The organism is Methylocystis suflitae, from assembly GCF_024448135.1.
Taxonomy (GTDB): domain Bacteria; phylum Pseudomonadota; class Alphaproteobacteria; order Rhizobiales; family Beijerinckiaceae; genus Methylocystis; species Methylocystis suflitae.
In genome coordinates this window covers 1-20,148 of sequence record NZ_JAMRYX010000151.1, presented here as the reverse complement: position 1 = coordinate 20,148, position 20,148 = coordinate 1, and the positions used below count along the sequence as shown (strand labels likewise).

18 protein-coding genes and 1 tRNA gene are annotated in these 20,148 nt (G+C 62.5%); 9 read left to right on the top strand and 10 right to left on the bottom strand.

Annotated elements, in window-relative coordinates; genetic code table 11:
- Together NEI07_RS11910 and NEI07_RS11905 are read left to right on the top strand one after the other, a co-directional pair.
- A partial coding sequence (locus NEI07_RS11910; protein WP_256034799.1) for an AIR carboxylase family protein occupies positions 1-229 on the top strand: 229 nt, incomplete at its 5' end.
- Entirely contained in the window at positions 229-1,305 is a 1,077-nt protein-coding gene (locus NEI07_RS11905; RefSeq protein ID WP_256034798.1) for a 5-(carboxyamino)imidazole ribonucleotide synthase, read from the top strand. The genes NEI07_RS11910 and NEI07_RS11905, both read left to right, overlap by 1 nt.
- On the opposite strand, the gene nhaR is transcribed toward NEI07_RS11905, so the two are convergent.
- Positions 1,302-2,192 (bottom strand): transcriptional activator NhaR, encoded by an 891-nt coding sequence (gene nhaR / locus NEI07_RS11900; protein ID WP_256034797.1) that lies wholly within the window; start codon positions 2,190-2,192, stop codon positions 1,302-1,304. The two genes, NEI07_RS11905 and nhaR, sit on opposite strands and share 4 nt — an antisense overlap.
- 210 nt (positions 2,193-2,402) lie before the next feature.
- On the opposite strand from nhaR, the gene NEI07_RS11895 reads away from it, so the two are divergent.
- Complete coding sequence (locus NEI07_RS11895) at positions 2,403-3,071, top strand: carbonic anhydrase (RefSeq protein WP_256034796.1); 669 nt, start codon at positions 2,403-2,405, stop codon at positions 3,069-3,071.
- Between the two features lie 43 nt (positions 3,072-3,114).
- Complete coding sequence (locus NEI07_RS11890; protein ID WP_256034793.1) at positions 3,115-4,680, top strand: SulP family inorganic anion transporter; 1,566 nt, start codon at positions 3,115-3,117, stop codon at positions 4,678-4,680.
- Between the two features lie 37 nt (positions 4,681-4,717).
- Here NEI07_RS11890 and NEI07_RS11885 read toward each other — a convergent pair whose 3' ends face one another.
- From NEI07_RS11885 to NEI07_RS11865, 5 genes are all read right to left on the bottom strand, one after another.
- The gene (locus NEI07_RS11885; RefSeq protein ID WP_256034790.1) at positions 4,718-6,727 is read right to left on the bottom strand and encodes an acetyl-CoA carboxylase biotin carboxylase subunit; all 2,010 of its coding nucleotides are present in this window, start codon (positions 6,725-6,727) and stop codon (positions 4,718-4,720) included.
- A 73-nt stretch (positions 6,728-6,800) separates the two neighbouring features.
- Positions 6,801-7,436 (bottom strand): ATP-dependent Clp protease proteolytic subunit, encoded by a 636-nt coding sequence (locus NEI07_RS11880; protein ID WP_256034789.1) that lies wholly within the window; start codon positions 7,434-7,436, stop codon positions 6,801-6,803.
- Positions 7,437-7,641: 205 nt separating this feature from the next.
- Positions 7,642-8,988 (bottom strand): trigger factor, encoded by a 1,347-nt coding sequence (gene tig, locus NEI07_RS11875; RefSeq protein ID WP_256034788.1) that lies wholly within the window; start codon positions 8,986-8,988, stop codon positions 7,642-7,644.
- A 75-nt stretch (positions 8,989-9,063) separates the two neighbouring features.
- A tRNA-Leu gene (locus tag NEI07_RS11870) sits at positions 9,064-9,148 on the bottom strand.
- 217 nt (positions 9,149-9,365) lie between these two features.
- The gene (locus tag NEI07_RS11865) at positions 9,366-9,683 is read right to left on the bottom strand and encodes a hypothetical protein (RefSeq protein ID WP_256034787.1); all 318 of its coding nucleotides are present in this window, start codon (positions 9,681-9,683) and stop codon (positions 9,366-9,368) included.
- 111 nt (positions 9,684-9,794) lie between these two features.
- On the opposite strand from NEI07_RS11865, the gene NEI07_RS11860 reads away from it, so the two are divergent.
- The 3 genes from NEI07_RS11860 to NEI07_RS11850 all read left to right on the top strand — a co-directional run bounded on the left by NEI07_RS11860 (position 9,795) and on the right by NEI07_RS11850 (position 14,630).
- Complete coding sequence (locus NEI07_RS11860; RefSeq protein ID WP_256034786.1) at positions 9,795-11,147, top strand: multicopper oxidase family protein; 1,353 nt, start codon at positions 9,795-9,797, stop codon at positions 11,145-11,147.
- Between the two features lie 252 nt (positions 11,148-11,399).
- On the top strand, positions 11,400-12,332 hold the full coding sequence (locus NEI07_RS11855) for a crotonase/enoyl-CoA hydratase family protein (RefSeq protein ID WP_256034785.1): 933 nt from the start codon (positions 11,400-11,402) through the stop codon (positions 12,330-12,332).
- 3 nt (positions 12,333-12,335) lie between these two features.
- Positions 12,336-14,630, top strand: a complete 2,295-nt coding sequence (locus NEI07_RS11850) for a putative bifunctional diguanylate cyclase/phosphodiesterase (protein ID WP_256034784.1) — start codon at positions 12,336-12,338, stop codon at positions 14,628-14,630.
- A gap of 17 nt (positions 14,631-14,647) precedes the next feature.
- Here NEI07_RS11850 and NEI07_RS11845 read toward each other — a convergent pair whose 3' ends face one another.
- On the bottom strand, positions 14,648-15,340 hold the full coding sequence (locus tag NEI07_RS11845) for an enoyl-CoA hydratase-related protein (protein ID WP_256034783.1): 693 nt from the start codon (positions 15,338-15,340) through the stop codon (positions 14,648-14,650).
- 400 nt (positions 15,341-15,740) lie between these two features.
- On the opposite strand from NEI07_RS11845, the gene NEI07_RS11840 reads away from it, so the two are divergent.
- A complete protein-coding gene (locus NEI07_RS11840) occupies positions 15,741-16,316 on the top strand; it encodes a hypothetical protein (RefSeq protein WP_256034782.1) in 576 nt (191 codons plus the stop codon).
- Between the two features lie 7 nt (positions 16,317-16,323).
- Here NEI07_RS11840 and NEI07_RS11835 read toward each other — a convergent pair whose 3' ends face one another.
- From NEI07_RS11835 to proS, 3 genes are read right to left on the bottom strand one after another with little or no spacing between them, the layout of a single operon-like run.
- On the bottom strand, positions 16,324-17,007 hold the full coding sequence (locus NEI07_RS11835; RefSeq protein WP_256034781.1) for an ABC transporter ATP-binding protein: 684 nt from the start codon (positions 17,005-17,007) through the stop codon (positions 16,324-16,326).
- Between the two features lie 5 nt (positions 17,008-17,012).
- Positions 17,013-18,293, bottom strand: a complete 1,281-nt coding sequence (locus NEI07_RS11830) for a lipoprotein-releasing ABC transporter permease subunit (RefSeq protein ID WP_256034779.1) — start codon at positions 18,291-18,293, stop codon at positions 17,013-17,015.
- On the bottom strand, positions 18,290-19,630 hold the full coding sequence (gene proS / locus NEI07_RS11825) for a proline--tRNA ligase (RefSeq protein ID WP_256034776.1): 1,341 nt from the start codon (positions 19,628-19,630) through the stop codon (positions 18,290-18,292). The genes NEI07_RS11830 and proS overlap by 4 nt, the downstream gene beginning before the upstream one ends.
- Before the next feature lie 175 nt (positions 19,631-19,805).
- Here proS and NEI07_RS11820 point away from each other — a divergent pair, with 175 nt between their 5' ends.
- Positions 19,806-20,132: a GNAT family N-acetyltransferase gene (locus NEI07_RS11820; protein WP_407659892.1), complete on the top strand. Its 327-nt coding sequence runs from the start codon at positions 19,806-19,808 to the stop codon at positions 20,130-20,132.
- Positions 20,133-20,148: the final 16 nt, after the last annotated feature.

The following is a 20,148-nucleotide window of genomic DNA, read 5'->3' as shown; positions in this document are numbered from 1 at the left end:
CGTCGAATCGGAAGCGCTGAAAGGCCTCGATTCGCTGCTCTCGATCGTCCAGATGCCGGGCGGCGTGCCGGTGGGAACCCTCGCCATCGGCAAGGCCGGCGCGATCAACGCCGCGCTGCTCGCCGCCGCAATTCTCGCCCTCGCCGACAAGGCGCTCGCCGCGCGACTCGCGGACTATCGCGCTCGTCAGACGGACAACGTGGCGGCGACGCCGCGCGACGGCGCTTGATGCTCGCGCCGGGCGCGACAATTGGCATTCTCGGCGGCGGCCAGCTCGCGCGCATGCTGGCGCTGGCCGGCGCGCGGCTCGGACTGAAGGCGCATGTCTTCTCCCCAGTGCCCGACGACCCCGCCTTCGATGTCTGCGCCGCCCGCACGCAAGCCGACTTTAACGACGAGGCCGCTCTCGCCGCCTTTGCGGAATCTGTCGACGTCGTGACGTACGAATTCGAGAACGTGCCCGCCCGCACGGCGCAGGTGCTCGAGGCGCATCGGCCGGTGCGCCCCAATCCCAGGGCGCTGGCCCTGACCCAGGACAGGCTCATCGAGAAGCAGTTCGTGCAGAGCCTCGGGATCGCCACCGCCGATTTCGTCGCCGTCGACAACGCGGGCGCGCTGGCGCGCGCCGTCGCGCAGCTCGGCCGCAACTCGATTCTGAAGACGCGGCGCCTCGGCTATGACGGCAAAGGTCAGACTCAGTTGCGCGACGGCGGCGACCTCGCGGTCGCCTTTCGCACGCTTGGCGGCGCGCCATGCATCCTGGAAAGCGTCGTGCCTTTCGAAAAAGAAGTGTCGGTCGTCGCCGCGCGCGGACTGCACGGTGAATTTCGCGCCTATGACGTTTCCGAAAACCTGCACGAGCATCACATTCTGGCGAGGACCTTAGCGCCCGCCGAGATCGCCGACGAAACCGCGACGCAGGCGATCGACATCGCCCGGCGACTCGCCGAGGCCGCCGTTTATGTCGGCGTGATCGCGGTCGAATTATTCGTCGTCCACGATAGCGGCCACGAAACCTTGATCGTGAATGAAATTGCGCCGCGCGTGCACAACTCCGGACATTGGACGCTCGACGGCGCGCTGACCTCACAATTCGAGCAGCATATGCGCGCCGTCGCGGGCTGGCCGCTCGGCGCCGCGCGCCGTCACGGCCGCCGCGTCGAGATGCGCAATCTGATTGGCGATGACGTCAACGCATGGCCGGAGCTGGCGCGTGAAGACGGCGCCTGTCTGCATCTTTACGGAAAAACAGAGACGCGCGCGGGCCGCAAGATGGGTCATGTGACGCGCGTGTTCAACGATTAGACCAGCCAGTTCCGAGCGCTCTCGAGAATTGCTGCGACTCCCGCGTGCTTGATCTTTCTCTGCGCGGTGATCGCATAGAATCTTTCGCTGACGCCGTCGAGGGTGGCGATATATTTCACGCCATATTGTTCCTCGACCTGGGCGCGAACGGCGGTCGGCGCCATGAAGACGCCGGCGCCCGCCGCCCCGAATGTCTTCAGCAGGGCGCTGTCCTCGATTTCCGCGACGATTTTCGGAAAGAGACTGTTGGCGTCCAGCCATTGGTCGAGCGAACGGCGTAACGCGGAATTCGTCGTTGGCAGCAAGAGCGGCGCGCCGTCGAGGCAACGCGGGAAATTCTTCCGGTAGCGCTGTTGCAGTTCGAGCGTCGCAAACGCAGCCACGCCGCATTCGCCGATCGGATGATTGTAGATGCGCGCATCCGCGGCGCCTGTCGCGGGCCAGTCTGAAAACACGAGATCGACTCCGTGCACTGGCAGTTCGGCCAGGAGGCGCTCGGTCTTATCCTCATGACAGACGACTTGATTATGCGCCGCGAGAGCGGGTTCGAGCAGACGATAGACGAGGAGTTTCGGCAAGGCGTTTGACACGCCGACGCTCAGCCTGACGCTGACCGCCCCCGCTCGATTCTTCAAGGCGCTGCCGAGCTCGCGGCCCAGCGAAAATATTTCGTCGGCGTAATTGAACACCGTGCGTCCGGTTTCGGTCATCACGAGATTGCGGCCTTCCTTGCGGAAGAGCTGCGCGCCAATCGACGCCTCGAAAACCGCGATCTGGCCGCTGATCGTCGGCTGCGCCAATCCGAGCTTTTCACTCGCGCGGGTGACGCCGCCTTCCCGGGCGACGTTCCAGAAGTAGAACAGGTGCTGATAGTTGAGACGGTCCATGGTTCCATAGCTTTTATCGATGTAACTAATTTATATATCCTTATTTTCAATCTCAATCCACTGCGCCATGTTGAAGACGTCAGCGTCGCGGCGGCGCTCGACTGAGACGACACGCAATGGCGCATCGCTCCGCACGCGTGGCTGGCCTGCGCCGGCGCGCTACGTCCCCCAAACTCTCGCGAGCGTCACGTAAGCGATAGGAGCTCAAGAATGCAGCGGTTGATCGAGGGCCTACACCACTTCCAGTCGCAGGTGTTCGGCAACCAGCGCGAATTGTTCGAACGCCTCGCTAAAGGTCAGGCGCCGGAGACGCTGTTCATCACCTGCGCCGATTCGCGCATCGACCCGTGCCTGCTCACCCAGTCGGCGCCCGGGGACCTTTTCATCCTGCGCAACGCCGGCAATCTCGTGCCGCCCTACGGCGCCGTGCGGGGCGGCGAAGCGGCCACCATCGAATTCGCGATTGCTGGCCTTGGCGTCAAAGACATCATCGTCTGCGGCCACTCGCACTGCGGGGCGATGAAGGGCCTGCTCGATCCGCCGCCCGCCACAGCCTTTCCCGCGCTGAGCGACTGGCTGTCGCACGCCGAAGCGACACGGCGCATCATGCATGAAAAATACGCGGACAGGATCGGGTCCGACCAGCTCAACGTCGCCATCCAGGAGAATGTGCTCGCGCAGCTTGAAAACTTGCGCACGCACCCTGTCGTCGCCTCCGCGCTCGCGCAAGACAAACTCAGGCTGCATGGCTGGGTCTACAAGATCGAGACTGGCGAGGTCTTTGTCTACGACCCGGCGACGCGCCAATTCGCGCTTGCGCCGGCGCCGTCGGATTTGCCCGCGCCGCAAGAGAAAGAGCGCGTCAGCGTTGACGTCTGAGTTCGCGCCGCCGCCGCGAACCGGAACCTAAAGGGATGCGCAAATGTCTTTAGAACGTGATGTCGCGCCTTCGCGCCTCTCGGCGATCAAAGACGACGTCTTCGCTTCCGTCGTCGTTCTGCTCGTCGCCCTTCCCTTGTCGATGGGTCTCGCGCTCGTCGCCGGCTTTCCCTTCGAAAACGCCGCCGCCGTCGGCCTCATCAGCGGCGTCATCGGCGGCATCGTCGTCGGCCTGCTTTCGGGCTGTCCCCTGCAAGTGAGCGGCGCGGCGAATGGCGCGGCCGTGATGGCCGCCGTATTCATCAAGGACCTCGGCTTCGAAGTCTTCGGTCTCATCGTGATGATGTCGGGCGTCATTCAGATTGCGGCCGGCGCCGTGCGCTTTGGACCCGTGTTCCGGGCGGTCGCGCCGGCGCTGATTCAGGGCATGCTCGCCGGAATCGGCCTGCTGATTTTCGCCTCGCAATTTCACGTCATGGTCGACGATACGCCGCCCGGGACGGGACAGGAATTCGGCGGCGTCATCAATCTCTGGTCGCTGCCGCTCGCCGTTTGGAAGGGCGTCACAATGGAGGCGCATCGGCCTGCGGCGCTGATTGGACTGCTCACGGTCGCCGCTATTCTCTCGTGGCGCCGCTGGGCGCCGAGATGGCTGTCTTTTCTCCCCGCCCCGCTCGTCGGCGTAGGCCTGGCGACGGCGGTCGCGGCGTTCTTCGCCCTCGACATCAAATATGTCCCCGCGCCGGACGATCTTTTCGCCGCGGTGAATTTGCCGACGACTCACACTCTTGGCCGAATCGGCGAGGGCGCGCTCTGGGCGGCGGCGCTGTCGCTCGCCTTCGTTTCGAGCGCGGAATCGCTGCTGACGGCGACCGCTGTCGATGCGATGCAGCGACGGGCGCCGCGAACCCGCTACAACAAGGAGCTTGTCGCGCAAGGCGTCGGCAATTTCCTTTGCGGCGTCCTTGGCGTGCTGCCGGTCTCGGGCGTCATCGTGCGCAGTTCAGCCAATGTCACGGCGGGCGGGCGCACGAGACTCTCGACCGTGCTCCACGGCCTGTGGATTCTGCTGTTCATCACGCTCGCGCCCGACGTGCTGCGCATCATCCCGGTGGCGAGCCTTGCGGCGGTGCTGGTTTACGCGGGGATCAATCTGATCAATCTCGGGTTCGCACGCTTTCTGTGGGGTCAGGACCGTATCGAAACCGGCATCTACGCGGCGACGGTGGCGACGGTGGTCGCAACCGACGTATTAACCGGCATCGCGGTTGGCGTCGGCCTGGCGGTCGCACGCTTGCTCTACACGTTCTCGCATCTCAATATCCGCACCGACGCGACCGACGGCATGGCGGTGATTCACCTGGAGGGCGCCGCGACCTTCATCCGACTGCCGCAGCTCGCGGCCGCTTTCGAAGCCTTGCCGCCAGGCGCGCGTGTCCATGTGCATCTCAACGAGCTGACATATATCGATCACGCCTGTCTCGATCTGCTGGCGAGCTGGGACGAGCAACTTCGGAGCGCCGGCGGCGAACTGGTGCTCGATTGGGATGCGCTGCACGGCCTGTTCCGCGAGCGGGCGCGTCCCGCGCCAACATCAGTCGCAGCCTGACGCTCGGCGCCGAGCCCGCGCCACCAGAGCAGCGGCCTTACGCGAACTCCATGATCACGGCGTCAACGGCAAGGCTGTCGCCGGCCTTCGCCAGGATCTTCTTGACGGTCACGTCGCGCTCAGCGCGCAGCACGTTCTCCATCTTCATGGCTTCGACCATGCACAAGGCTTCACCGGCCTTGACCTCCTGACCTTCGATCACGTCGACGGTCTTCACGAGGCCGGGCATCGGACACAACAGGTGCTTGGAGGCGCCGGCGTCCTTCTTCTTCGGCATGAAGGCGACAAGTTCCGCCTCACGCTTGGTGTAGACGCGCGCCGTGACGTCGACGCCCTGGTGCGACAACCCATAGCCGTTGAGGATGGACCGCGCCTGCACATAGACCGTGCGGCCGTCAACATCCCCTTCGAGCACGAGTTCGCCGGGACGCCACTGGGTCGAAACGCGATGGGCGCGCTGATCACCCTCGGCGAAACGCACGATCAGTGCTTCGCCCTGCGCCTCGACGGTGACGTTGAATCGCTGCTCGCCGAGCATGCACACGCGTTCGCGCTCGAATTCGACCGGCCTTCCGCCGCGCAGCTGCCCGGAGATCTTGCGTTTGCGCTCATTGCCGATGTGGTCCATGAGCGTCGCGATCGCGGCGAGCGTGTGCGCCAGATCTCCCCGAGGCTCGGGCGACGAAAATCCTTCCGGATATTCTTCGCTGATAAAGCCTGTCGAGAGATTGCCGGAGCGCCAGCGCGGACTCTGCATGAGCGACGACAGAAACGGAATATTGTGGCGAATTCCGTCGATCACAAAGCGATCGAGCGCGTCGGCCTGCGCCACGATCGCCCGAAGACGGTCCGGCGCCTGCGTCACCAGCTTGGCGATCATCGGATCGTAGTGGATCGAGATTTCGCGGCCTTCGGTGACGCCGGTGTCGTTGCGCACCGTAACGCCGCCTTCGCGCTTCTCTTCCGGCGGCCGGTATTTGACCAGTCGCCCGACCGACGGCAGGAAGTTGCGCGTGGGGTCCTCTGCATAAATGCGGGTCTCGACCGCCCAGCCGTTGATCTTGACGTTTTCCTGCTTGAGTTGCAGGGGCTCGCCCGCCGCGACGCGGATCATCTGCTCCACAAGATCGATGCCGGTGATGAGTTCCGTCACCGGATGCTCCACCTGCAGGCGCGTGTTCATTTCAAGGAAGTAGAAGCTCTTGTCCTGACCGGCGACGAATTCGACCGTGCCCGCCGAATCGTAGTTCACGGCCTTGGCGAGGGCGACGGCCTGCGCGCCCATTTCGCGACGAGTCTTTTCGTCCAGCAGCGGCGACGGCGCTTCTTCGATCACCTTTTGATTGCGGCGCTGAATGGAACATTCGCGCTCGTTGAGGTGGACGACATTGCCGTGCTTGTCGCCGAGCACCTGAATTTCGATGTGGCGCGGATTGACGATGAATTTTTCGACGAAGACGCGATCGTCGCCAAAGGAAGACGCCGCCTCCGAACGCGCGCGCGTGAAGCCTTCGATTACTTCGGCGTCGGTGAAAGCGACGCGCATGCCCTTGCCGCCGCCGCCAGCCGATGCTTTGAGCATCACGGGATAGCCGATGTCCCTGGCGATCGTAACGGCCTCTTCGGCGTTCTCGATGACGCCAAGGTAGCCGGGCACGACGCTGACATTGGCGGCGGAGGCGAATTTCTTCGACTCGATCTTGTCGCCCATCGCCTCGATCGCGCGAACGTTGGGGCCAATGAACACGATATTCGCCTCGGCGAGCGCATTGGCGAAGGCGGCGCGCTCGGACAGAAAGCCATAGCCCGGATGCACCGCTTCGGCGCCGGTTTCCTTACAGGCGGCGACGATCTTATCGATCAGCAGATAAGACTGGGCGGCGGGAGGCGGCCCGAGATGGACGGCTTCGTCGGCCATTTCGACATGCAGCGCGTCGGCGTCGGCGTCGGAATAGACGGCGACGGTGGACAGTCCCATGCGCTTCGCCGTCTTAATGATGCGACAAGCGATCTCGCCGCGATTGGCGATTAGAATTTTACGAAACATGCGCGCCCCAATGCCCCAATCCCTCAAGCAATGGCGCCGGGCGCTCAGAAAACGCGGCCGGCGCCTTTAGCGTTTAGCGCTTGGCGTCGCCCTCGTCGTCAGGCCGCCGCTCCTGAACGGCGTCGACGATTCCGAAATGCCGCGCCTCCTCCGCCGACATGAAATGATCGCGGTCAAGCGTGCGCTCGATCGTCTCATAGTCCTTGCCCGTGTGACGGACGTAGATGTCGTTAAGGCGCTTTTTGACTTTCAGAATGTCTTCCGCGTGGCGCTGAATGTCCGACGCCTGACCCTGGAAGCCGCCCGACGGCTGATGCAGCATGACGCGCGCGTTCGGGAGCGCATAGCGCAGACCGTCGGCGCCCGCGGCCAGCAGAAGCGAGCCCATCGACGCCGCCTGCCCAACGCACAGCGTCGAGACCTTCGGCTTGATGAACTGAATCGTGTCGTAGATGGCGAGGCCGGACGTCACCACGCCGCCCGGCGAATTGATGTAGAGGGAGATTTCCTTTTTGGGGTTCTCGGACTCCAGAAACAACAGCTGCGCGATGATGACCGACGCCATGTGATCTTCGATCGGCCCGGTGATGAAAATGATGCGCTCGCGCAGCAGGCGGGAATAGATGTCGAAACCGCGCTCGCCGCGCGAAGTGTTCTCGATCACCTGTGGGATGAGATATTGGCTGTAGTTTTCGATTGGATCGCGCATCGCGTATGCCTCTGTGGTCCGGCGGAGGCTGATGCGCCTCGCCGGGAACTCTTGACCCGTCATATATCTGCGACCGCGCCGGACGCAAAGACTCGATTGCGGCCGTCACGCCACGATCTCCGCAGCGCGCCGTGCGCATCAACCTGGTATGCCGGATTTCCTCGCGGCGCGCCGCCGCCCGCGGGGAAGACAGCCGATCGACCGACTATTCCTCGTCTTCCTTGAACAGCTCTTCGCGGGAGACGGTCTTGTCGGCGATCTTGATCAGCTTGGCGAGGTGATCGACGACGCGCTCCTCATAGATCGGGGCGCGGAGCTGGGCGAGGGCCTGCTCATTGTTGCGGTAATAGTCCCAAACCGCCTTCTCCTGGCCTGGGAACATGCGCGCCCGCTCGACCAAAGCGTCGGTCAGATCCTTTTCGTCCACCTTCACGTCGGCGCTTTTTCCGATCTCCGCCAGAACCAGCCCCAACCGCACGCGTCGTTCGGCGATCGTGCGGAACTCGGCCTTCGTCTCTTCCTCCGTCTTGCCCTCTTCGGCGACGGATTTGCCCGCGCGCTGGCTTTCCTGCTCGTGCTGGCCCCAGATATTGGCGAATTCCTGCTCGACGAGGCTCTGCGGCAGCTCAAAGGAATAGCGGCTGTCGAGCGCGTCGAGGAGCGCGCGCTTCAATTTTTCGCGCGACGCCTTGTCGAAATCGGCTTCGAGGTTGCCGCGAACGGCGGTCTTCATCGCCTCGAGCGATTCGAAGCCGTATTTCTTGGCGAGCTCCTCGTCGAGCCCGAGCGTCTTGGGCGCTGCAACGGCCTTGACCGTCACGTCGAACTCGGCGTCCTTCCCCGCGAGCTGCTTGGCCGCATAGTCCTCGGGGAACCGGACCTTGACGACCCGCTGGTCGCCGGCGGCGACGCCCTCGAGCTGCTCCTCGAAACCGGGAATGAAGGTTCCCGCGCCCAGCACCAGATCGACGTCCCCGCCCGCGCCGCCCTCAAAGGGCTCGCCGTCGAGCTTGCCGGTGAAATCGATCGTCAGCTTATCACCCTTCTCCGCCTTGGCCCCTTCTGGCCTTGCTTCGAATTCCTGAGCACGATCGGCGAGAGACCGCAGCGCCTTCTCGATATCGTCCTCGGCGACTTCGGCGACGGGACGCTCCAGTGAGATGTCGTCAAACACGCCGATTTCGAACTTCGGCAGCGTTTCGAAGGTGACGACATAGGAGAAATCGCCCTCGGCCGTTAACGCGCGCTCGACTTCCTCCTGCCCGCCGGGGAAATCGATCTTCGGCTCGAGCGCGATGCGCAGCTCGTTTTCCTCGACGATCTTGCGGTTGGCGTCGTTAACCGCCTCCTGCAACACGTCGCTCATGATGCTCTTGCCGTAGATCTTCTTGAGATGGCCAATCGGCGCCTTGCCGGGACGGAATCCCTTGATCTGACTTTTCGCCTGAATCTCGCTGAGCTGAGCGGCGAGCTTGGCGGCGAGTTCGCCAGCCGGCAGGACCACCTTGTATTCCTGCTTCAAGCCCTGCGAGGAGGTCTGCGTTACTTGCATCTCGATAGCCTTCTTAATGACTGCGACGTCGCCGGCGCGCGACGACGAATATGTGACTGCCACGGTAGGCGGCTCTGGTGCGGGCGGAGGGAGTCGAACCCCCACGACTTTCGTCACCGGAACCTAAATCCGGCGCGTCTACCAGTTCCGCCACGCCCGCGATCGGCGGATAGGGCCGCCTCAATTCCCTGCCCGTGAACCGGGATCGCTTGAGATGAAATCGAACCGTTCGACTCCCTCTCAAACGATCCTGTTCCCCCGAAAAGGCGCAGTCCCTTGCGCGTTTTGAGGGCGCGCCAAGGCGCTCCCAAGCGCGAACTCGATTCGTCGGGCGTCGCTCTATAGCATGGACGCGGCGGGATGCCAGCCGCCGCCGGCTATTGGGGCGCCACGCGGTGATCCGCGCCTTCGAGCCCGCGGATAAGCGTAATGACTTTTTCATGACCCTGGGGGTCGCGCCATTTGGCGTTGCAGAGCGTCGGACCGCAGACGACTTCCGGAAACTTATATAGGGGCTTGCCGCGGGCGGTTTTTAGTCCGTAGCCGACATTCGGTTTCCAGCCGCCGGCGATCAGCGACTGGCGATAGTCGGAATAGCCTTGCGAAGCCTGCGCCCACGCGGCGGGCGGCAGAAAGCCGCACGCGGCGCAAAAGCCTAAAATAGCGGCAGTCTTGTTCATGCGCGGCGCGCTCATGTCTCAAGCCTCCTCGTGCCTTGGCCGGTTCTAGCGCTCTCTCGACTGCGCGTGAAGAGTGGAGGTCGGGTCATTGCCCCACGGGCCAGGCTGCGCCATAGCTAGACGGCGATGTCACAGCCCCTCTCCCGCCGCGTCGTTCTTTCCAGCGTCGCCGCCAGCCTGGCGGCGCTTCCGGCGGTGGCGCAGTCGCCGCCGCGTTCCCTGCGGCAGATCGAGGCGCGGCCGGGGAAGGCGCGCCTGTCCGGCGGCGGCGACACCAGCATTCTCGGTTTCGAGGGGAGCACGCCGGGGCCGGTCCTGCGCTATCAGCAGGGCGACGAACTCGCCGTCCGTTTCCTGAACAAGCTTGACCAACCCGCCACCATTCACTGGCACGGCTTGCGGGGCGACAATGCGATGGAGGGCGTCGCGCCGCTGACGCAGGCGGCGGTCGCGCCCGGCGGTTCTTACGATTACCGGCGCAAGCTCGCCGATCACGGCCTGTTCTGCTACCGACCGAGCGTCTATGGCGCGACGCCGGAACTCGTCGGGCGCGGCCTTAAGGGCCTGCTCATTGTCGACGAGCCGGCGCCGCTGCCCGCGGACGCCGACCTGCTTCTCGTGCTCGACGACTGGCGGCTTGATGACGCCGGTCAGGTCGTTGGCGGCTTCGACGATCCGGCGGCCGCGCGCGGCGTCGGCCGGATTGGCCCGCTGCTCTGCGTCAACGGCAAGGCTGCGCCAGCCCTGCAGAGCCTGGCGCCCGGCGCCCGGGTGCGGCTGCGTCTGGCCAATCTCAGCAACGCGCGCATCATGGTTCTGTCCCTCGCCGGCGCGCAGCCTTTCGTCATCGCCATCGACGGCCAGCCGTGCGACGCCTTCGAGCCGATCAAGCGGAGCATTCCCGTCGCGCCGGGCGCGCGCTTCGAGCTGATGTTCGACATGCCGGAGACCGAGGGCGCCAAGGCCAATGTGATCTTGCGCGGACCGAATGGCGAGGACCGCGACCTTTTCGTCGCGGAAGCCAAGGGCGCAAAGGCGTCGCGGCGGCCGCCGATCGCGTCGCTCCCGCAGAATGCGTCGCTTCCTGGCGAGATCAAGCTTGCAAGCGCCAAGAAGGTCGATCTCGTGATCGAAACGCGCAAGGCCGCCGCCGGCCCCGCCTGGACGATCAATGGCGCTTTGACCAAAGGCTACGAAGGCTCGCCTCTCTTCAAAGTGGCCAACGGAACCCCGGTGACGCTGGGCTTTGTCAACAAGTCGGGAGCGGCGCTCGCGATGCATGTTCACGGGCAGTGCATGCGTCTTCTGCATGACCTCGATGACGGATGGGAGCCCTATTGGCGCAACGGCGTGATCGTTCCCCCGGGAAAAACCAAGCACGCCGCCTTCCTCGCGGAATCGCCTGGAAAATGGGCCATACATGATGATATTCTGGAGCATGAAGCGGGCGGACTGGCGACTTGGTTCGAAGTCGCCTAGAGCAAGCGTCACAAAGGTGAATAGAACCCAGAAATAGAATCACGTTTTTTCCGTCTGTTCATATCTCTGTGTGAACTTCTGTGACGGAAAAAGCTTCGACGCGAGTTGAAGGCATTGCCAAATGCTGAATCAAACGCACTTGAAGCTTATGGCGGCTTAGCCCGCCCGCGCCGCCGCGCCCTGCGGCCGGATACGGACGGCTTGTTTTCATGCCTGATCGAGGGGGGAGGCCTTGGCCCCGAAGTATTGGATATGAGTAGCGCCGCGCACCTACGGCATCCTCCCCAAGATTTCCCTCACTGGCGCTTCAAACATTTAGACATTGAATATGACGCACCGACGCAATCGGTGTGGATGAATTATCGTGCAGACTCGCCGCATTGCTATACTTTGCCGATGTTGCAAGACGCAATCGACTTTCGTGACGCGATCAAACGGCTGGCGCAGACGGAGGGTTCGAAGTGGCCGATCCGCTACATCGTGATGGCCTCCAAGAAGCCGAATGTGTTCAGCTTGGGCGGCGATCTTGCGACATTCGTTTCCTGCATCAGAAACAATGATCGAGATTCGCTGTTAAGGTACGCCTATGCTTGTATCGAGGTGATGTACACGCTGGCGTCGGCTTTCGATCTTCCTGTCTTGACGTTGTCCGTCGTTAGGGGACAGTGCATGGGCGGCGGCTTCGAAGGAGCGCTGGCCACCGACTTTGTCATCGTCGAGGAGAGCGCGCGTCTCGGAGTGCCCGAGATCGCCTTCAACACTTTTCCGGGGATGGGCGCCGTGACCTTTCTGACACGGCGCGTCGGGCCCGCGCGCACGCAGCAAATTCTCTCGGCCGGTCGCATTTATTCCGCTCGCGAACTGTTCGATCTCGACATCATCGACGTCGTCGCGCCGGAAGGCCGGGCGCTCGAAACCGCCCATGAGTGGATGCTCGACCCCGACGGCTCAAACTGGCGGCGCCGTCAGGCCCTCGTCAAGTTTCGAAAGCAATGTTTCCCCGTACTCAAGGAGGAATTGCTTCGGGTGGTCGAGCTTTGGACGGATTGCTCCATGGCCATTTCACAACATGACCTGCGTTATATGGAACGGCTTGTTTCAGCGCAGTTGCGTCTTCCGGGCGACGAGCTTCCCGGGGGCAAGGGCGAGGCTTCGAAAAAGCCGCCATCTCCCGAAGAGGATTAGCTCATGCTCGTCCGGAGGAAACCAGCCGCCAGCGAAAGCTCCGACGTTCAGATCCATAGCGACCTCGTTGAAACCCTGTTCGGCACCGCCGGTTCATTTTTTGCGGGCCTTCTCGGCGGCCTCATCGCGCCTGCGCTCGCCTGGTTTCTTCTCGGCGAGCGAGTCTATCTCTACTTCGTTGCCCTGATCGCCGTTCTCGGCGCATTTCGTCTTTATGTTTTCTTGGCGCATGCGAAAGCGCCCGTCTCGCTTCGACGATGCGATTCGCGGGAATGGGAGATGCTCTACGCAATCGGCGCGGTCGGCTTCATGACGGCGGTCGGCGGCTCCGTCGCCGTCTTGTTCTACAACCATTACAACGACGTTCTCGGCATTTACAGCATCGTGATTATGATGAGCGGCCTGAGCGGACTTGCGGGTCGCAACGCCGGCCGTCCCTGGATCGTTCTTGCGCAATCGCTCGGTCTCGCGCTTCCCCTTGCGATTGCCGCGATGATGCATGAAGAACGGCGCTACCTGGGCCTCGCGCTGATTGTCGTGCTGCTGATCGTCTCCATTCATTCAACGACGAAGTTTCTGCACGGCAATTTGGAGTCGGCGCTGCGCAACGGCTTGGACGCCACCCGCCAGCGGCAGAAATTCAGCCTCGCGCTGAACTCGATGACGCATGGTCTGTGCATGGGCGACGCCGACCTCTCCGTCACGGTCGTCAATCGGCGCGTCATTGATTTCTTCGGCATCGTAGCGGCGACGACGCCGATCCGGCTCGAAGCGCTGGCGCATGCGATCGGCAAGAGCGTCGGCATGTCGTCGCAGGAAGGCAAAATCTTTTTTGAGCGATGGAGGCTGCACGTCACAATGCCGCGCGCCAACATCTTCACGCACAAGCTCGGCGAACGCTTTTTTGAATTTCACTGCGAACGCGCCGAAGCGGGATCCTTCATTACCGTCATCGAGGACGTGACAATACAAAAGCGCGCGCTCCGCGAGATCGAGCGCATGGCGCATTTCGATGATCTGACGAATCTGCCGAACCGCTATCAGTTTCAGGAGACGCTTGAGGAGGAAATGGTTCAGCTCAGGCAGCGCGGGTTTCGCGCCGCGTTACTCAACATCGATCTCGATCGGTTCAAAGAGGTCAATGACACGCTGGGCCATTCCATCGGCGATCAGCTGCTGTCTGCGGTCGGCGCGCGTCTCGCCGCCTGCGTGCCGCATCCGCATGTGGTGGCGAGACTCGGCGGCGACGAGTTCTGCGTGCTGCTGCGCGCCGGCGAACGCCTGCCTGACGTCGACCAACTCGCCGCAGAAATACTTGCCGAGATGCATCGCACTTTCATCGTCGAAAACCATGTCATCAACATCGGCGCGAGCATCGGCATGGCGGCGGCGCCTGAAGACTCGGAGACTTCCGGCGGCCTGCTCAAATGCAGCGATCTGGCGCTTTACCGGTCGAAAGCCGACGGGCGCGGCAAGGCGATCTGGTATTCCCAGGAGATGCAAGACGCGCTGACCCGAAAGCGCGCAATCGACACCGAATTGCGTCATGCGTTCCTGGCGAACGAATTGATCGTCTACTACCAGCCGGTCGTCGATTGCCGCACCGCGACCATCGTTTCCTTGGAGGCGCTGCTGCGATGGCGCCACCCGACCCGAGGAATGATCTCGCCGGGCGAATTCATTCCGATCGCCGAAGAAACCGGCATGATCATCGAGCTCGGCGCCTGGGCGCTGCGGCAGGCGTGCAATGACGCGAAATCGTGGCCCTCGAACGTCCGTGTCGCCGTCAATATCGCGCCGAGGCAATTCCAACAGAAGGATCTCGCCGAAATGGTCGCGGCGACGCTCCGCGAATCTGGATTGGAGCCCGATCGTTTGGAGCTCGAAATCACCGAAACGACGCTCATGGTGTCAGATGACGTCGAAAGCAAATTGCGCGAGATCGAAGCGCTCGGCGTCCGTCTCTCACTCGACGATTTCGGCACCGGCTACAGCAGCCTCGGCTATCTCAATCGTTTCCCGGTCAAGAAGGTCAAGATCGATCGCGCCTTCGCGCGGCAGGCGATCGACTCGCCCAAAACGCAGGCGATCATCTCGGCGATCTCTGCGCTCGCACAGGATCTATCCATCGATCTCGTCGCCGAAGGCGTAGAAACTGATGCTCAACTCGCCTTCATGGCGAGCAAGAATATTTTTCTCATTCAGGGTTACCTCTACACGCGACCGCGGCCAATCGAGGAGCTGAGACCGCTCCTCGAGTATTGGCGAGACGCTCCGCGACTCGTCAGCGCGGCCTGAGATTTCGCCAGCAGGCCTTAGTTGCGCTCGAGCGCCACCAGGCTACGCCGATCAACCCCAGGTTGCACCATACGTTGCGCGCGAAATATCGCGTGAGACGCGTTATAACGCCGGCCGAATCGGGCTAGGTAGCGCTCTATCGCCGCGGCGCCATTCTGCGGTTCGACGACGTCTCTGACGATCAGCAATTCGTGCGCGTCCTCCGCAGTGAGCGCCGTATTGCTGTCCATCAGACGCTCGGCCTTCACGAAGCCCAGCGTCCGGCCAACCGCCGCGTAAAGTCCCAAGAGATCTGCGGGATCTCCCGAGAAGGAGAATTGCGCGTCCTTTTCGGCGACGATGGCGGAGCAATGCATGGCGAAGTCGAAATCAGAGCCGGTCATGAGGCCGCGCGCCCAGGCGAGCGTAATCACCGGCGTATCGACGATCAGCTCGGAATTTTCGGCGGCCATCTCTCCAAAACCTTCCGCCGGCCTCGGCGCCTCTCGCACGCCATGCGCGAAATCGTAGACGATGTAGCGGAGATCGTTCAGCTCGCCTCGATCGATCGCCGTTAGTATGTCAGTAATGGTACGGATCGTTGGCGCGTCAAAACCCGGACGAGTCTTGCGCAATACTAAAGCCTGGTGGTCTTTCAACCAAATGGTCGAAAGACAGCCGCCGGTAACAGAAAGTTCAGCTTGATCACGCAGATAAGGAAAGTTCAACATGTTTCCCGCCATAGTTTGTGAAGGCTCGATTACGTTAAATGAAAATTTAACTTCGCCAACCCTGGCGCGGATGATTGCCTCGAAATTGCGCCAAAGTTACGCCAAGTGCATGACGTTTAAGCAACTTCTCTAACTCTGGAATCAAACGAAAAAATCATCGTCAGGCGACGAGATTGTACAATAAACGGGCGGCGCATACTTTTTCGAGCACGTGTGGCCCTTGGTCGCGGGACAAGTGGGCGCAGCTGATTTATATTAACTAAAGCACTGCTGTAGGCTGCGCAGCGCGCAGTTCGCTTTCGCGGACGGAGTATGCGAATTATGGCGCGTCGGAACCGGACTGCGCGCCAATAAGAGACCGCTCATCGCAAAGCGGCCGGTTCAGAAGGGAGAAAACCAGATGATCATGCGATTTTTCGCCGCCGTGCTATTCGCGGCGGCCGGCTGGGTCACGCAAGCGCATGCGCATGGCGACGTCGGCGTCAATCAGGGTCAATGCCTGATGAAACTCGGTCCCGATACGATGACTTTCACGGGGTATCAGCCGCAAAAGTCACGTGAGCAGTTCTGCGACGACATTCCAGACGCCGGGCCCACCATCATCACGCTTGACGCGCAGCAGGACGAGTTGCGCGACATGAATCTCGAGATGCGCGTCATCCGCGACGTCGGCCAGAAGGACGACACAGAAAATCTCGAGGCGAATACTGAGTATTACTCTCCCCCGAAGAAGTATAAGTCCGGCACGCTCACCTTCGAACACGTCTTTCCGCAGGAAGGCAAGTTCATCGGACTGGTGAAGGCGCGAAGCGACGATGGCGCGAAAGAATATGTTGCGCGCTTTCCGTTCTCCGTCGGCTTGACTCAAACCAGGGAAATCACGATCGCCGTGTTCTTCGGGGCCCTGGCGCTGGTTGGCTTCGGCCTCTGGTACAGGCACCAGTTCATGAGCAAGAAGCCCTCGACGAAGGCTTAAGGCGGCTTCAGCTTAAGAGCTCCACTCGACCGTCGCGTAAGGTTACGCGGCGGTCCATTTGTTTCGCGAGCTCCAGATTGTGAGTCGCGATGAGCGCCGCTAGCCCGGTGCTGCGGGCGAGCGCCAACAACGTTCCGAAAACATGCTCCGCTGTGCGCGGATCGAGATTGCCGGTCGGTTCGTCCGCGAGCAAAAGATGCGGCGCGTTCGCGACGGCGCGGGCGATGGCGACGCGCTGCTGTTCGCCCCCGGAAAGCTCCGACGGCCGGTGCGACGCGCGCGGTCCGAGCCGCAAATAGTCGAGCAGCTGTTGCGCACGCAGGCGCGCTTCGTTCCCGCTCAGCCCATTGATCATCTGCGGCAGCGCCACGTTCTCGAGCGCCGAGAACTCGGGCAGCAGATGATGGAACTGATAGATGAACCCGACGGTGGCGCGCCGCAGCCGCGTGCGCTCGGCGTCGGACATGCGCGACGTCGGCGCATTTGCAATCAGCACTTCGCCGCCGTCCTGGCGCTCCAAGAGTCCGGCGATATGGAGGAGCGTCGACTTGCCGGCGCCAGAGGGCGCCAGCAACGCGACCGTCTCTCCCGGGTAGATTGACAGATTGACGTCCATCAGAATGTCGAGCCGCGCCTCGCCCTCGCGATAGTGGCGCGCGATGCTGCGGAGTTCGAGAACGGCTTCGCTCATCGCGACTACTCGTGCCGCAGCGCTTCGATCGGATCGAGCGATGCGGCTTTCCAGGCTGGATAGATCGAGGCGAGAACGGCGAGCGTGAGCGTCATGACCACGATCGCCGTCACCTCGCGCGGGTCGACGATCGCCGGCAGCCGCGAGAGAAAATAGAACTCCGCGGGGAAGAGATTGGCGTCGAAGAGCTTATTGACCCCGACGCGGATGGTGTCGAGATTTTTCGCCAGCGCCAGACCTAGCGCAAAGCCGGCCAGCGTGCCGACGACGCCGATCGAAGCCCCGATGATCAGGAACACGCGCAGGACCGCGCCCCGCGTCGCGCCCATCGTGCGCAATATGGCGATGTCCTGCGTCTTGTCCTTCACCAGCATCGTTAATCCGGAGATGATGTTGAAGGCCGCGACCACGACGATCAAAGCGAGAATGATGAAAAGAATGTTCTTCTCGACCTGCAGCGTGTCAAAGAAGGTCTTGTTGCGCTGGCGCCAGTCGGTGACGATCAGCGGCCGGTCGATGGACTTTTCGACGTTGATGCGAAAATCATCCATCTTCTCAGGATCAGTGACGAAAGCCTCGACGACCGTCGCCTCATTCTCCCTGTTGAAGAAGAGCTGCGCCTCGGTGAGCGGCAAATAGACGAAGACGCTATCGAATTCGGACATGCCGATCGAAAAGATCGCAACGACTTTGTAGGCTTTGATGCGCGGGGCGACCCCGAAGGGCGTCTGCACCCCCTTGGCGATGAGCAGGCTGACGGGGTCGCCGACGCCGACGCCGAGCGTCTCCGCCAACCGCTGACCGATGGCGACGCCGCCGGCCTTATCGAACCCCGCTAGCGCGCCGCTCTTGACGTTGCCCGCGACGCCGGGGAGCCGCGTCAGGTCCTTCTCGCGCACGCCGCGCACAAGCACGCCCGATTGGCCGAACTGAGTCGATATGCCGGCCGCGCCCTCGACCATGGGAATGGCAAGCTGGACGCCGGGCAGCTTCGCCGTCTTCGCGGAGACCCGGTCCCAATCCGTGAAGGGCGTCTCCACCGCCTGCAAAAAAGCGTGACCGTTGATGCCGATGATCTTGTCCATCAACTCGCGATGGAATCCGTTCATCACCGAAGTGACGACGATGAGAGTCGCGACGCCGAGCATGATGCCGAGGAACGAAAAGCCGGCGATGACCGAGACGAAGCCGTCGGCGCGACGGGCGCGCAGATAGCGCAGCGCCACCAGCCGCTCAAAGCTCGAAAAGGCGCCGGCGCCTCTTGCCGGTTGCGCCGCTTCGGTCATGCCTGAGCCTGTCTCATTGCGGCGACGATGCGGGTGACGGCGTCCTGAGGCGCGAGAAGCTCCCGTTCTCCGGTGCGGCGCTGCTTCACCTCCACCCTGCCCTCAGCCAGGCCCTTGGGTCCGACTAGAACCTGCCAGGGCAGACCGATGAGATCGAGCGTCGCGAATTTTGCGCCGGGGCGTTCGTCGCGGTCGTCATGCAGCACGTCCAGTCCCGCGTTTTCGAGCTGCGTCACAAGATCGGCGCAGACCTTGCCCGTCGCCCGGTCTCCGGCTTTCAGATCGGCGACCCCGACATGGAACGGCGCGACGGATTCGGGCCATATGACGCCGTTGTCGTCATGGCTCGCCTCAATAATGGCGGCGGCGAGGCGCGACGGCCCAATGCCGTAGGAACCCATTTGCACGACGACCTCCTTGCCGTCCGGTCCGTTGACGACGGCCCTCATCGGCTCGGAATATTTGGTTCCGAAGTAGAAAATATGGCCGACTTCGATTCCCCGCGCCGCGACCCGCGAATCCTCGGGAACGGCGGCGAAGGCGGCGGCGTCATGCATCTCGCTCGTCGCCGCGTAGCGGCTGGTCCATTTGTCGACGATTCCCTGCAGACCCGCCGCATCGTCGAAATCGACCGAGGCGGGCGGCGGCGCGAAGGCGAGGAAGTCCCTGTGGCAAAAGACTTCGCTCTCGCCGGTCGACGCGAGAATGATGAACTCATGGCTATTGCCGCCGATCGGGCCCGACTCCGCCGCCATCGGAATGGCTGTTAGGCCCAGGCGCGCGAAGGTGCGCAGATAGGCGACGAACATCTTGTTGTAGGAATGCTGGCCGGCCTCGGCTGTGAGATCGAAGGAATAGGCGTCCTTCATCAAGAATTCGCGCGAGCGCATCACGCCGAAACGCGGCCGCACCTCGTCGCGAAACTTCCACTGGATATGAAAGAGATTGAGCGGCAGATCCTTGTATGAGCGCACATAGGCTCGAAAGATCTCGGTGATCATCTCCTCATTAGTCGGGCCGTAGAGCATCTCGCGGTCATGGCGGTCGGCGATGCGCAACATTTCTTTGCCATAGGCGTCATAGCGCCCCGACTCGCGCCACAGATCGGCGGACTGAATGGTCGGCATCAGACATTCGATGGCGCCGGCGCGGGTCTGCTCCTCGCGGATGATGGCGTTGATCTTGTTGAGCACGCGAAGGCCGAGCGGAAGCCAGGCGTAAATGCCGGCCGACTCCTGTCGGATCATGCCCGCCCGCAGCATCAGCCGGTGCGAGACGATCTCGGCCTCTTTCGGGGTCTCGCGCAAAATGGGCAGGAAATAGCGGGAAAGGCGCATGTCGAATCCGGTTGGGCGAATCGGGGAGCGGCGAGCATAGCCTGTCCGCCGCCCGAGCAAACGGCGCGGGCGAGGCTGTTGAACCCCGGCGCGGCCGAAAACGCAAGCGGCGGGCGCCCTTCTCTTCCGGGCGGCCCGCGCCCATTTTTGCAGATGAACTCTCAAGGAGGCCGGCATGGGCAAGGCGATGGGCGAGGATATGGGCAAGGCTAAAGGAAAGCCTGCAGCCAGACATCCCTGGGGGAGCGTGCGCGACAATCCCGAGTTCAGTCGCTTCGAACTCGACATCGATGGAGAGACGGCGCTCGCCTATTACCGCATCGACAATGACGTAATGGTCTTCACTTCGACGCAGACGCCGCCAAGGCTGCGCGGTCAAGGCGTCGCCTCGGAGCTCATCCGCAACGCGCTGGAATTCGCGCGGGCGCGCGGGTTGAAGGTGAGGGGCGACTGCTCCTTCGTCGCGGACTATTTGCGGCGCCATCCCGAAAGCGCTGAGTGACGTTATGAGTTCGCGC